Annotated in this window: 14 protein-coding genes; 4 read left to right on the top strand and 10 right to left on the bottom strand. The window is 53.6% G+C overall.

From position 1 onward, the window contains the following. The coding region (locus tag C816_RS21025) for a relaxase/mobilization nuclease domain-containing protein (RefSeq protein WP_016324435.1) at positions 1-1,363 on the bottom strand (1,363 nt) is incomplete at its 3' end. An 86-nt stretch (positions 1,364-1,449) separates the two neighbouring features. On the opposite strand from C816_RS21025, the gene C816_RS21020 reads away from it, so the two are divergent. Beyond that, on the top strand, positions 1,450-1,893 hold the full coding sequence (locus tag C816_RS21020) for a helix-turn-helix domain-containing protein (protein ID WP_242832307.1): 444 nt from the start codon (positions 1,450-1,452) through the stop codon (positions 1,891-1,893). A gap of 1 nt (position 1,894) precedes the next feature. Here the strand turns inward: C816_RS21020 and C816_RS21015 are convergent, their stop codons facing one another. From C816_RS21015 to C816_RS20990, 7 genes are all read right to left on the bottom strand, one after another. Continuing rightward, the gene (locus C816_RS21015) at positions 1,895-2,842 is read right to left on the bottom strand and encodes a toprim domain-containing protein (protein WP_016324434.1); all 948 of its coding nucleotides are present in this window, start codon (positions 2,840-2,842) and stop codon (positions 1,895-1,897) included. 103 nt (positions 2,843-2,945) lie between these two features. Next, the gene (locus C816_RS21010) at positions 2,946-3,281 is read right to left on the bottom strand and encodes a hypothetical protein (RefSeq protein WP_016324433.1); all 336 of its coding nucleotides are present in this window, start codon (positions 3,279-3,281) and stop codon (positions 2,946-2,948) included. Positions 3,282-3,461: 180 nt separating this feature from the next. Beyond that, a complete protein-coding gene (locus tag C816_RS21005) occupies positions 3,462-3,800 on the bottom strand; it encodes a MobC family plasmid mobilization relaxosome protein (RefSeq protein WP_016324432.1) in 339 nt (112 codons plus the stop codon). Next, entirely contained in the window at positions 3,797-5,419 is a 1,623-nt protein-coding gene (locus tag C816_RS21000) for a helicase-related protein (RefSeq protein ID WP_016324431.1), read from the bottom strand. The genes C816_RS21005 and C816_RS21000 overlap by 4 nt, the downstream gene beginning before the upstream one ends. 115 nt (positions 5,420-5,534) lie before the next feature. Further along, the gene (locus C816_RS23290) at positions 5,535-5,714 is read right to left on the bottom strand and encodes a hypothetical protein (protein WP_016324430.1); all 180 of its coding nucleotides are present in this window, start codon (positions 5,712-5,714) and stop codon (positions 5,535-5,537) included. Positions 5,715-5,829: 115 nt separating this feature from the next. Continuing rightward, on the bottom strand, positions 5,830-7,104 hold the full coding sequence (locus C816_RS20995; RefSeq protein ID WP_016324429.1) for a plasmid recombination protein: 1,275 nt from the start codon (positions 7,102-7,104) through the stop codon (positions 5,830-5,832). A gap of 146 nt (positions 7,105-7,250) precedes the next feature. Continuing rightward, positions 7,251-8,312, bottom strand: a complete 1,062-nt coding sequence (locus C816_RS20990; protein ID WP_016324428.1) for an AAA family ATPase — start codon at positions 8,310-8,312, stop codon at positions 7,251-7,253. 176 nt (positions 8,313-8,488) lie between these two features. Here C816_RS20990 and C816_RS20985 point away from each other — a divergent pair, with 176 nt between their 5' ends. Together C816_RS20985 and C816_RS20980 are read left to right on the top strand one after the other, a co-directional pair. Next, positions 8,489-9,070, top strand: a complete 582-nt coding sequence (locus C816_RS20985) for a hypothetical protein (RefSeq protein WP_016324427.1) — start codon at positions 8,489-8,491, stop codon at positions 9,068-9,070. Positions 9,071-9,244: 174 nt separating this feature from the next. After that, positions 9,245-10,048: a DUF3658 domain-containing protein gene (locus tag C816_RS20980; protein ID WP_161930137.1), complete on the top strand. Its 804-nt coding sequence runs from the start codon at positions 9,245-9,247 to the stop codon at positions 10,046-10,048. Positions 10,049-10,176: 128 nt separating this feature from the next. On the opposite strand, the gene C816_RS20975 is transcribed toward C816_RS20980, so the two are convergent. Together C816_RS20975 and C816_RS20970 are read right to left on the bottom strand one after the other, a co-directional pair. Continuing rightward, the gene (locus C816_RS20975; protein WP_040656483.1) at positions 10,177-10,548 is read right to left on the bottom strand and encodes a TnpV protein; all 372 of its coding nucleotides are present in this window, start codon (positions 10,546-10,548) and stop codon (positions 10,177-10,179) included. Beyond that, positions 10,431-12,140: a recombinase family protein gene (locus C816_RS20970; RefSeq protein WP_016324424.1), complete on the bottom strand. Its 1,710-nt coding sequence runs from the start codon at positions 12,138-12,140 to the stop codon at positions 10,431-10,433. Before C816_RS20970 ends, C816_RS20975 begins: the two co-directional genes overlap by 118 nt. Before the next feature lie 55 nt (positions 12,141-12,195). Between C816_RS20970 and C816_RS25275 the strand changes: the two genes are divergently transcribed. Continuing rightward, the coding region (locus tag C816_RS25275) for a hypothetical protein (RefSeq protein WP_242832306.1) at positions 12,196-12,389 on the top strand (194 nt) is incomplete at its 3' end.

Genomic DNA, 12,389 nt, shown 5'->3' with positions numbered 1-12,389 from the left:
CTCTATTCTGCTCCTGAGCCTCCGGTGTTAATCCGAGAATTTTATCTACGTTTTGCTTCGCCGTCCGGTAGGCGATCATATCCTGCCGCAGAGCCTTGTATTCCGCGTACTGCTCCTGCTTCTCCGCCAGCAAAGCGGTGTACTCCTGGGAAAGCTGGGCAACCTTTGGAATGGGCTTGCCGTCCAATGCGTCAAAGGCTTTCTTCGCCGCCTCATGCTTGGCGATCTCATCCCCATGCTCCGCCAGAAACTCCTTCTTGTGGCGGGACTTCTTATAGGCAGCATAAACCTCCCGTGTCTTGGAGTAATTGATGATATGGGTCTTGAGCTGGGCAACCTCGGCCATGCGGCCCTCCAACTGCTTGATACGGCGGGCAACCTCGTCAAAGCGATCACCGGCCTGTTCCGCCCGTGCCGCCAATTCATCATAGTCGGTCAGGCCGTTCTCAATCAGAAAGTTAAGGGTTTTCGCCGCCTCTTTCAGATTAAAAATCTTCGCCCAACGCTCATAACCAGCGCCCTTGCCAGCCGCCATTTTTGCTTGAATGTCGATGAGCATATTGACTTTCCGGCCAGCGTGGGGAACGGGCTTTTTCGCCGCCGCAGACCGCCCGCCCCGGTGGGCGCTGCGCTCCCGCAGGGCCTCCCTGGTGTAGTCGGCCCCCAGCTTATTGGAGCGGGTGAAACGGTCCCAGCCGGGGGCGCGGAAGGACAGCGCTTTGCCCTCCTTGATCTCATAGCCCTCGGCCCGCATCCTCGCAAGAAAATCATCGTAGTCCCGGCAGTCGGGGAGTACCCGGTCAATGGTCTGGCGCAAATGCTCCTTGTGGCTGCGCCCATGCCTGACCGCCTCCATCTCCTTCTGCTTCCGCTCTTTTTTACTCGGCTTCGGGTTCTCAATCACGGACAGGCCGTGCGCCCTGCACAAATCGTCATTGAGCCGCCGGAGAACCAGATAAGAATCCTTGGGGTTTACAAATTTTCCGTCACAGTTGAGATTGGTGCTGTTAAATTCTATGTGCGTGTGAATATGGGCCTTGTCCACATGGGTGGACACAACAAACTGGTGTTTCCCCTCCGTGAGTTTCATCGCCAGCTCATAGCCGATCCGGTTGGCTTCTTCCGGGCTGACCTCTCCTGGTTTGAAGGATTGAATGACCCGGTACATGATAACGTCCCGGTGGACGGGCTGGCTCCGTCCGGTGATCTGGAAGTAAAGCCGCTTGCTAAGTTCAAATTCTTCTGCGGCGGTTTCCGGGGAACACATGAACGAGGACACCAGCTCGCCGTCCTGGGTTTTCTCCGCTTTCTGGTCATAGTCGTGCCGGTCCGCCATAGACTGTTGCCGGGTCCGGTTCCGCATAATCTTCCGGGGGAGTATGTTGGAGATTGCTATGGTTTGGCCTCCTTCCTGCGTACAGCAATCTATCTCCCGCCCCTGTTGTGGCCATGCTTTTGAATCGTGTTATAAACACCATAAATTATAAAGCACAGACCGTGTTGTTGTCAACACCACCATTACATAAACTAAAGGTGAAAGGTGGTGCTGATGTGCGAGAGAAAAAAGAAATCAATGTGAGAATCGGCAATCAAATCCGTATTGCAAGAGAAGCGGCTGGCCTGACGCAAGATAGGTTCGCAGAATTGGTTTCCCTTGCAACAAAAAATGTTTCAGATATAGAGCGGGGAGTTGTTGGGGTTTCCATCGGGTCATTAATACGCATTTGTCAAACACTCTCTATTTCCAGCGATTCTATTCTTTTTGGAGAAGAAATCGAAAATGATGTTCACGGTATTTCTGACCGTCTGAGTAAACTTCCATCCGAACAGTTTGAAATTGCAGTTGATATTATGAATAAATTGTTTGAGGCGTTTGCTTCATCGGGCAAGTGATTTATCTGGCTGGCTCCCTCTGCCGCTGTTCTCGCACTGCTTTGGTATGAGCGCAGAGAAATTCGTTGTAATCCTTCCCATGTTCCGCAGGTGGCGGATTGCGGTAAATCAGCTTCACCCGCTGGGACAGTTCCGGGTTGTCCTGGATGGCGTTTTCCAGCCGCTCCATGCCCATAATCCCCGCCTTATCGTTATCCAAGCATAGGCTGACCTGGGTAACGTGGGGATGATCGTGGAGGAATTGAATCATGGCGCGAGGCGCGGTCCCGCCCAAGGATAGGTAATGGCTGTCCCGCCACTCACCCCCGGACAGCTTCACCAGCGAGGCCAGGGATAGGGCATCAATCGGGCTTTCCGCCACCGCCAGCCGGGGACACTCCGGGTCAGCGGCCAGCAGAGAGAAATTGTACCGCTTGTCGCTGCTCTCCACATCTATGCGAAAGTTGTCCCGTGTCCCCCGGAGACAGGCGAACCGGGCACAGCCCTCCGGGTCCCTGCCGACAAAGACGCAGTTCTGATATTTCCGGCTCTCATAGAGCGTACCGGCCTGCATACACGCTTGCAGCAGTTCCGGGTGAATCCCCCGGCCTTGCAGATAGGACAGCATGGCGGCAGGGAAGCGGCTGGCCTCCGGGAGTTGAAAGGGCTTCGGAGGCTTTGGCTTGGGCCGCTCCTGGGGTGGCGGGGCGCGGTAGCCGCACAGAGCCTCCACCGCGCCCACAAAGTCCATACCCCGGACCTTTATCAGATAGTCCAGCGCCGTCCGGCCCCCGATACCCCGGCTGTTCCAGCACCATTTTCCGTTGGAGATTTTCAAGCTGTCATGGGTCCGGGTGCAGTATTCATTAGGGCCGCTCCGTTTCAGCTCATGGGGTTCGTAGGTTTGCAAATAGGATAATAAATCCCATTCCTTTGCTTTTGCGATCTGTTCTTTGGTTACTCCTGGCATTCATTCACCCTTTCTTGCAAAAAATAGAGGGACGACACTTGGGTCGTCCCTCACGTTAAAAGCTGGTATTCAATTTTGTCATACCCGGCGATTACCGGAACACTCAATCCTCCGGCTGGTCCAGGCCAAGCCGCTGGGCGATTTCTTCCGGCTTTAATCCGGCTTTGCTGGCGCTCTTAATCAAATCCTGGATTTTCTGCTTTTTGGTCTTACGGGGCTTGCGCGGCGGTTTGGGAGCGAGAATGTCCTTTTTCTTCTGCTCTAAAGCCGCGATCCGCTCCTTAACAGCCGTCTCCTTCTTATCGAAGTCCTCATTGGCGGCGTCTCTTTTAGCGGCAAGAGATTCCAGCTCTTGATTCAGCTTTTCAATCTTGCTGTCAACGGCCTCGGCCATCTGCTGGGGGGTGCGGCGGGTGCGCTTCGTGTTTTGCTCATCCATGATAACTGCTCCTTTTTGATGTAATATTTTCCGCTGAATCTAATCAGGAAAATTATATCCCAAAAACATCAATTCCAAATAACTTTTTTATCATAACACAGGATAAGCATTTTGAAAATAGGCTTTCAAGTAAAAATAGGCGGCGAGAGCGCAAAATACACGCTCCCGCCGCCCTCGCAGTCACAGCGATTCAAATTTCTTCAGCAGGTCGTTGATGCCCTGCCAGACCTCCGTATAGCCCTGACGCAAATCTTCCACGTCCTGGGCGTAGAGATTTCGGGTGCTGTTGCAGCGGCGGGCGATCTGGTTCACATTGCTGGAAATGGAGCGCAGGAGCTTCACCAACTCCACCACGCTGGACATATCCAACTGGACCACATATCCGTCCACCGCCATTTTCCGCAGGTACGCCCGCAGATTCATCGTCCCCAGCAGGGCCATTTTCCGGTCAATCACCTCCTTTTCCTCCGGGGACACCTTTGTGTAAAGGCCCACCGTCCGGCCCTCGTACTTTCTCACAGTGCCGCCTCCCTTCGCTGATCTCTTTCCGCGCCAGCAGCCACCGGCGCGGGTGGAACGTAGGAGCGCAGCGCCGCCCGGATGGACGGCTTATCACCGCTCAGCACGGTAAGGGCGGGCGGCTCCGGCGCGGGGGCCTCGCCGCCCTCCAAATCCGCTTCGTCCTCACCATCCTGGGACTGTTCCACCGTCTTTGTCCTGGGCTTTTCCAGCTCCCGGTTGAGCTGGGTCAGGCGGGCGGACTTCTCCGCCAGCTCATTTTCCTTGGGAAATGGCCGCTCAGATTCTTCCCTGGCGTTCACCAGCTCCTTCTCCAGTCTCTCCAGATGGTTCTCATGCCCCTTGATCTTTTCGGCCATACCCTCCAAGGCGTTGTTGATACGGGTGACATTGCCCACCGGATCATCGGCCAGCTCCGCCGTATAGGTCAAATGCTGCTTCATCGTGATCTTGAACTTGGAGCCGGTACAATGAAGCTGCATGGGAAAGCCCCGGTATTCGCCCAGGTCGAGGGGCTTCTCCGGGTCGGGCATGAGCAGACACGCCTTGATAATGGCCTCGCCCGCCTCCTTGCGCTCAGTGAAGGTCTGGCCCATGACGGTCATGGAAAAAGCGTCGTCCTTCACCGGATGGGCCTGGACAATGGGCAAATCCTTCCCCAGCGCCTCAATAAACAGCTTCGTTTCCGCGATTTTCTGCGGATAGTATTTCAGCGTTTTGTTCTGCATTTCATACTGCATGGCGGTGTGGTTGGATTTCAGCATTTTCAGCTTCGCCACCTGCACATCCAGCTCCATCTTCTCCCGGATACGGTCGTCCCCGGTAGCCAGGGCCTTGACCTCGGCATAGGAGAGGGCGGTGGCGTCCACATCCTCAGCGGACCGGGCGGGGGATTTGCTGGTCATAATCTGACCGATGAATTTCTGCTTGTTCTCCACCAGCCCCCAGTTGTAGGCGTCAAAGGTGCCCTTGGTGACGTACTTGAACATTTTGACCGATTTGTTCATGTTGCCCTGGCGCAGCGACCGACCGGCTCTTTGCTCCAAATCAGCGGGCCTCCATGGGCAATCCAGGTCATGAGACGCCACAATGCGGTCCTGGACGTTGGTGCCAGCTCCCATTTTCTGGGTGCTTCCGATCAGTACCCGCACCTGCCCCCGGCGTACCTTGGCGAACAGCTCCGCCTTTTGCGCTTCGGTGTTGGCGTCGTGAATAAAAGCGATCTCCTCCGGGGGAATCCCCTGGGCGATCAGCTTGGCCTTAATATCGTCATAGACGTTGAATTTGCCGTCGTTTTTGGGGGTAGAGAGGTCGCAGAAAACAAGCTGGGTCCCCCGAATGTCCGCGCTGTCACGCCACTCGGCCAGGACATTCTTGACACAGGCATTGACCTTGCTGTCCGGGTCGTCAGGCAGGAGGGGATTCTGCAAACGCTGATCCAGAGCCAGCTTGCGGCCATCCGAGGTGATTTTCAGCATATTGTCCTCGTCCGGCTCCACTTCTCTGTTCCGCACGGCCTCCGCCCGTTCGCCCAGCTCCGCCACCATTTCCTGCTGAAAGCTGCTGGGTTCGGTGGTGACGGTGATGTACTCCGCCTCCGGGGTGGGGAGCTTCAGCATATCCGCCGTCTGAATGTCAGCGGCCTCTTTCCAAATGTTAATAAGCTCCGGGAGATTGTAGAATTTGGCGAACCGGGTCTTGGTACGAAAGCCCGTGCCCTCCGGGGACGGTTTGTCAAGAGGATTTTTTGATTTCCTCTAAATTGAACTTGTCAGAAGCAAAGCAATCGCCTAAAACTTCATGGACACAAAGGCCACGAAACGCTGTATCCATGGGCTTTTTCGCCGTTTCGGACTGCTTCACACTGACAATAAAATTGGTGTTTCCTATACGGATAGAATATTGATTTTCCATAGTGCTCCTTTCCAAAAATCGTGGGCTTCCGACAGCGAAAGCCCGGTTTCGACGCCTGGGCGTTCAGTTTAGAACAGGTGAAGAAGTCAAAAAGTCGGGAGTGTAGTCGAAGCGGCTATCTCTCCCAACCCTTGCTCCTGTTCTTCTGTTTTCTCGCTTCACGCTCGGCCTGCCGCCTGCGCTCCGCTTCCTCCTTTTCTCTCCGCTCCTGCGCTTCCTTGACGCTGAACAACTCCCTGACCTTGCTGACAAACACCCGCACAACATCGGGAAAATGCTCCATAGCGTCCAGAAACGGCTGGCATTTCTCTTTCAGAGCGTCATACCGTTCCTGCGCTTTCTGCAACGCCGATGAAGCCCTGGAATACTGCTGGCGGTAATAGCGGGCGTTCTCTTTCAGATTGTGAATCTCGTTCCGGCTGGTAATGCCCTCCTTTGCCAGCGAGGTAAGCTGGGAGTAGTCCTCTTTGCTGATAGCGACCTTTCCCGTGATGGTCTTTTGACCCATGCTGTCAATGTCGCTGAGGGTCATGCTGACCTCGTGGGCCGCCTGGTATTTGGTCTGCTCCCTTGCAACCTTCTCTTGGAGCTTGGAGAGCCGTTTGGTATCCTGTTTAATCTGATATTGGAGCGAACTCAGATTTTCGGAAGTGCTGCCACGCTCGCCACGCTGGAAGTCGGTAAAGCCATGCTCCCGCATATGCTCAAACAATTCATCTTGCAGGACGCTGTATGACGCCCGGTACTTCGGCTTGCCGTTCTTCCGCAGGATTGCCCTGCCGTGTTCATCGGTGAGGGGAATATCGGAAGCCCATTTCTTGGAGTGGCTGATCTGATGGATAACCTCTTTCACCGTCCCACGCAGGGCGGGGTCTTTACACCGCTTGCTCCACAGGATTTCTTTCTCAACCACAGGCAGGACAACGGCGTGAAGATGGTAGTGGTACACATCCTTTCCCAACTCGTCACTTGCCGCCCGGTTGATTTCATCGGCGTGCATGACGGCGGAGATGACATTCTCGCTTCCGAACTTATCTTCCAGAAAGCGCACCGCCTCGGCGTAGAACTCCCTGGCGTAGTCATAGCCGCCGTTCCGCTCAAAGTACATCGTGTTCACATCAATGATAATCTCGTCAAAAAGGGTAGCGTCCTGCCGAAGCCCCCGCAGGCTGATTGCCCCATCCGCTTCCATCTCCCGCAGAATTTCCATATAGGACTTCCCGCCGGGGTCACAGAAATGGACATTGAGGGGTATCCGCTCCGGCACGACATTGATGTTGTCGTAGCTTTCGTTCTTCCTCTCATTGTGCCGTTCAGCCGCCCCAATGTCGGAGGACTTGTACTGCTTCACACGGGCGCAGCTCATATCGGGCCTTGGTTCTTTTGCCATCGGTTCCTCCTTTCCGAGAGGTGGCGGGGGAGCGCCGTTACACAACATTCTGCGAATGTGTGTAACCCACTATGACACTTTCGGCTTCGCCGCAAAGATGTCGTGGGCAAGGGCTTTCCCCCCTTGACCTCCCTTAAAACCTCAATTCAAAACGGCAGGCCGTCATCCGCCGTGACTGCCTGCCGTTCCTCTTTCGGTTTTTCGCCCATCGTCAAAGCCCAGTACCAAAGAAAGCCCTCCTTCACCGAGTGAACGCCGGCTTTCTTCTTGGCCTTTTTGATGGTCGATTTCTTGAAGCCTGCGGCTTCAAGTTTTACTTCGCACTCGGCAGCAAGCTGCGGCCTGCCGTCTGAAAGAAGCTCTTTCAGAAACGCAACAGCGCCGTCTACCTTTTCGCTCGGCCTGCCCAGCTTTGGGGCAAAAAGGGAAAAGGCTTCGTCCGCTGTCAGTTCAATTTCGTCCTGGAAGTTTACGCCCTTGTCGGTCACTTCAAAGACAATGGCGTTGCCGGTCGGGGCGAGATTGGACTTCACCTGCACCATATACCGCTCCGAAAGGTTCTCCTTGTTCTGCGTCCTCGCCACCGCCAGAATACTTCTTGCGGCGGCGGCAATGTCGATTGAGCCGTTGGTTCGGTACAGCGGGGAGGTATCCCTGTTCTTGTTCATGTGCGCCACAACAACGATTGCACAGCCCGTTTCCTGCCCGATTTTGATAAGGTGGTTCAGCTCCGTCCTCGTTTTGTTGGCGTCGTTCATGGAGCAATCTTCCCCGATATACGAACTCAACGGGTCAAGAATGAGCAGCCTGACATTGTACCGTTCGATTGCCTGTCGCAGCCGGTCATCTCCAAAGGTCAGGTGCTTTTCATTCTCCTTGATGAAGATAAGATTATCACGATTGCCGCCGGAAGCGATAAACCTCGGCACAACCGTATCGTCTGCATCATCCTCCGTGGTCTGGTAAATCACCGTCATGGGTTCGCTTGCTTCCTCTACCTCTTGGAAAGGCAGGGGCTTCCCATCGGTCAGCAGGGCAGACAGCGCAAGCATGAATTTGCTCTTGCCATCGCCCGGATCGCCTTGGAGCAGGGTTATCTTCCCGAATGGGATATAGGGATACCACAGCCATTTCACCTCCCTGGGCGTGACCTCGCTCGCCCTGATAATCTCCAAAGTAACCGTGTCGTTGCTTCCGTTTGGGGTCATTGTGCGACCTCCTTTCAGTTGATTTTGCTGCCCTGGGCAACAGAAAAGCACCGTATCGCTACGGTGCTTTTCTCCGGCTCAGATGTGTGCTTTGATGGGGGTTGAATGTCGCTTGGGTTGGTGGTATACTATATCCATAGTGATTCGACAAACGCTAAATTTACGGGGGTACCTAAATGAACCTGCTTTATGAAAAATATAAAAACTTGAAGATAGATGGTAGCTGGATTGGCTTAGAAGCGGGAACGCAAACACCGTATTTTTGCACTCCTATTGGAGCGGAAATCATTGGCTGGGATAATGGCATACACTACTGCTTTATTAAGAGCTTTGGAGATATGGTGTTCTGCGTCAACCCGGAAACCTGCTGCGATTACAATGTCTATCCAATTGCCCGTAATTTCTGCGATTTCTTGGGGCTGATACTCGCCACTGGTAATACAAATATTTTGCAACAGATTATTTGGTGGGATAAAAAAAGGTTTGAGAATTTTGTTAATAGTCCAGAAGAACAGGAATGGAGAGTTCGGCCCGAAGTGGAAGGTGCCTTGAGTACAATTCGCAAAGGGACAGGTATAGCACCGATAGATACCCCGTTTGAATATATCAAGGATTTGCAAAGCGATTTCCCCTATGAACAAATTCCATTTACAAATGAGTATTATGATACTTTAGGACTTGAACGGCCAGACGGAACAGAGCCAGAAGAAAGCGGCTTCGAGTTTAGAACTGTAGAATTTAAGGTTGAGAAAAACTAAATGGCAATTTGAAACGGAGTATTTACCATGCTACAAATAGTTTTTTCCGACAGTGAGTGTGGGTCATTGAAGCTGGCCACACATTGGGGGCCGTCCAGTTGGGATGATGGGCCAATCGGATTTATTTTCGGTGACGGAGAGCGAGAACCTACTCAGGAGGAGAAGGATCAGGCTATGGCCCAGCTCAAGGCCCAATGGGAGGCAGAAAACCGCCGGGCGCGGCCCGTGGGCGGCGACCCTGGGGATGTGTTATGCCCGTCTGTTGGATTGGACATCGGCCCCATAAGCGGCCCTGATGTGGAGAAGGCCCGGTTTGATTTGCTTACCGCTTGGTTGGGGGGCGATTTCCCACTCCCAGATTGCGACCCGGACGATTATGCCCAGCGAGATATGCTTTGGGAACAACGCCAGCGGGACAGAGAGCGGCTTTTGGAGGGTGGAAAACACGGCGAGGCTGTGCGAATCTGGTACAGCAACGCACCTTACTCCCTGTGTGGGTTTTATGATGTGCTTTGGCAACTACGGGACTGTAACTGCCCTGTGACCGCTTTAGAAATGCCCCGGTGGATGCCATGGGAAGATGGCACAGTGCAATCCTGTTTGAACTGGGGAGAACTTTCTCCGGGAGACTGGGCGGCGTATCTGCCTTTGGAGCGGGAAATCCCCCAAAATGTTCGCAGAGCTATCGCTATGGAGTGGTCACAGCTTCGAGAGGAAAATGCGCCCTTGCGTGCTGTTGTCAATGGGCGTCTGCACAGTGTTGGGGAGGACTTCTACGACCCATTTATTCGTGCTCATATCCCTGATGGAACCTTTCGGGTGGCTCAGCTTATTGGTGAGGTGATTGGGCGACACCAACTGGGTATCGGCGACTGGTGGATTGCCAAGCGTATCCAGGCTATGGAAAACCGGGGGGAGCTGATTACGGTGTCCAAGGGTGACCGTTTCTATCGGGACGAAGTGTGCCGAACTCAATAAGAGAAAACTTCCCATTTGTCGAGGTGTTATTGATTTTAATTCCTTCCACTACACAAGGGACTTAATGACTTCTTGATTACTTCCCGAAAAAGGAAGCTGCCACCTCTCAATGACAGCTTCCTTTTGCCTTATGCGTAAATCAAATCGTTCAAGACCATTTCCTCGGCGGCAGAGCGGATATTATTCATCATTCCCACCCAGCGCAGTTGATTTTCGGCTTTCAGCCGCTCCGTCACGCCCTGACGCTCTGCCATGTCCTTTATGAGCCGTTCCATCATCTCGTTTGCGGACTGGTCGATTTCTTCAAGGTGCCCTGCCAGCTTATCGGACAATACAAGCTGAGAATAAATTGCCCGTCTGTGCTCTTTCAGATACCTCCACCTCATTCTGCCGTACTTGCCGATGTTCGGGCTGGCTGGGGGAGCAAGGCAGGGGAAATAATAGTCTCCGATAAGCTCGTAGCTGATACCTGTTCTTTCGTCTTTGATGAAGTGTTCCATTGTGCGTTCTCCTTTGCTTTTTTGTCGTGATAGGCTTTCAAGGTAACTTGATTGTGCTTCTCTTTGCGGCACTTATCGGAGCAAAGTGTCTGCTGGCTGTGCGTAGGCCAGAACAGCTTGCCGCACACAGCACATTTGCGCTGGCGGTAATAATGCTCTCCACGCTCCGCTTCCCGTTCTGCCTTTTTCTTATCCTGCCTTGCCTGATAACAGCACTCGTCAGAGCAGAATATCTGCCGGTTGCTTGCCGGGGTAAACTCCCTGCCGCAATGGGGGCAGACCTTCGGGGGGACAGACACGCCGCCGTTCGCCGCAATCTTCGCCGCCTTGCGCTTCTCCCGATATGCCTTTTCCCTGGCCCGCTGGCGGGCTAACCGTTCCTTTTCAGCCTGTTCCTCCTGCGCCCTGATTTCCTCTAACTCCTGTTCGGTGTAGGCAATATCGACTTTCCCGACATAGTTGAAGTAAATATCGACCTTTTGCGTCCGGGCCTTTCCCGTCCCCGCCGTTTCATAGACAACGATCTTGTCAACGAGTTCGGAGAACATCATATCGGTCACTTCGGCGGGGTCTTTATATTTCCGTATCAGGGAAATGAAATGCTCAATATCAAGGGGCTTTGTCTTTTCTTCCGCAACGGCGGCTTTCAGCTTGTCCATCCTGGCTTCAAGGTCTGCCTGTTCGCTGTCATACTGCGCCGAAAGCTGCTTGTACTGCCTTTCGGGGAGCAGGCCGGACATGAGATTTTCATACAACCCCCGCACAAGTCTGGAAAGCTCGTCATATCGGGTCTGCAATCGCTTCAATTCCTGCTTGCTTTGCTGGGGCTTCGCTTCCTGCTTGTCGGCCCACAGGGATTGAAGTTCCGCCGCAAACGCTTCCTCGTCTTGCAGGACAAACCGTGAAAGCCGTTTGACCGCAGACAGGAGCAGGGCTTCCACATTGTTGGCGCTGATGGAGTGGGCCGTACAGGTGTTGATCTGGCTGGCGTACCCGCCGCAGCGGAAAGAGTGCTGAATGGAGCCGTCTTTCTTACTGTGATGGGTCTGCAAGGTCATACGTCTGCCGCAATCGGCGCAATAAAGGTAGCCGCTCAGACGGTTATATTGACTGCCCCAGGGGGAGGCCCGCTCTACCCGCTTTATTCTGCGGTGAACGCTGTCCCACAGCTCTTGCGAAATGATGGCCTCATGCGTATTGGGAAACACATACTGTTCCGCTTCATCGGTTTCCCTGCGCTTGTGCAGCTTGAAGTTCGTGACAACAGACCTGTGCAGGACGGTGTGTCCAAGGTATTCCTGCCGCTTCAAAATCTTCTGAACCGCTGACAGCGACCAGAGATATTTGTCCGTGTATTTCTGCCCATGGTACTGTTCTGGATGGTTTTCCTTTGCGTGGGCGGCAGGGATTAAGACCTTTTCCTCGGTCAGTATGGCGGCGATTGTCCGTGAGCTTTTGCCCTCGTTGGCAAGCTGGAAGATATGCCGCACCACCTCGGCGGCGACCGGGTCAACGACAAGCGTCTGCTTATCGCCCTCCACCCGGTTATAGCCATAGGGAATACTGCCCGAACAACGCTTCCCGTCTTTCATGCGTGAATCGAATACCGCCCGAATCTTATTACTCGTGTCTTTGGCATAATATTCGTTGAACACAGGTTATTGGGGAAGGGAAAGCAAACAGGCAAAAATCCAGTATTCATGCGGGTTTGCGGCGAGATGGCTCTCAAAAGCTAACCTCACAAAAGACAGATTATTGCACAATCACATATCGTTTCTAAGGGAGAATGTTGATTCCGGTCACATTCTCCCTTTTTTCATACCAAGAAACGAGGTGATTAT

This window comes from Oscillibacter sp. 1-3 (genome assembly GCF_000403435.2).
GTDB lineage: Bacteria > Bacillota > Clostridia > Oscillospirales > Oscillospiraceae > Oscillibacter.
This window is presented reverse-complemented; position numbering and strand designations above follow the sequence as displayed.

What these genes read in the sequence shown, in the direction of transcription:
- C816_RS20980 (WP_161930137.1), top strand. Translation starts at nt 9,245, where the DNA reads ATGGCCCAGCTCAAGGCCCAATGGGAGGCAGAAAACCGCCGGGCGCGG.
- C816_RS20975 (WP_040656483.1), bottom strand. Translation starts at nt 10,548, where the DNA reads ATGGAACACTTCATCAAAGACGAAAGAACAGGTATCAGCTACGAGCTT.
- C816_RS20990 (WP_016324428.1), bottom strand. Translation starts at nt 8,312, where the DNA reads ATGACCCCAAACGGAAGCAACGACACGGTTACTTTGGAGATTATCAGG.
- C816_RS21010 (WP_016324433.1), bottom strand. Translation starts at nt 3,281, where the DNA reads ATGGATGAGCAAAACACGAAGCGCACCCGCCGCACCCCCCAGCAGATG.
- C816_RS21015 (WP_016324434.1), bottom strand. Translation starts at nt 2,842, where the DNA reads ATGCCAGGAGTAACCAAAGAACAGATCGCAAAAGCAAAGGAATGGGAT.
- C816_RS20995 (WP_016324429.1), bottom strand. Translation starts at nt 7,104, where the DNA reads ATGGCAAAAGAACCAAGGCCCGATATGAGCTGCGCCCGTGTGAAGCAG.
- C816_RS23290 (WP_016324430.1), bottom strand. Translation starts at nt 5,714, where the DNA reads ATGGAAAATCAATATTCTATCCGTATAGGAAACACCAATTTTATTGTC.
- C816_RS21000 (WP_016324431.1), bottom strand. Translation starts at nt 5,419, where the DNA reads ATGCTGAAGCTCCCCACCCCGGAGGCGGAGTACATCACCGTCACCACC.
- C816_RS20985 (WP_016324427.1), top strand. Translation starts at nt 8,489, where the DNA reads ATGAACCTGCTTTATGAAAAATATAAAAACTTGAAGATAGATGGTAGC.
- C816_RS20970 (WP_016324424.1), bottom strand. Translation starts at nt 12,140, where the DNA reads ATGAAAGACGGGAAGCGTTGTTCGGGCAGTATTCCCTATGGCTATAAC.
- C816_RS21020 (WP_242832307.1), top strand. Translation starts at nt 1,450, where the DNA reads ATGCTTTTGAATCGTGTTATAAACACCATAAATTATAAAGCACAGACC.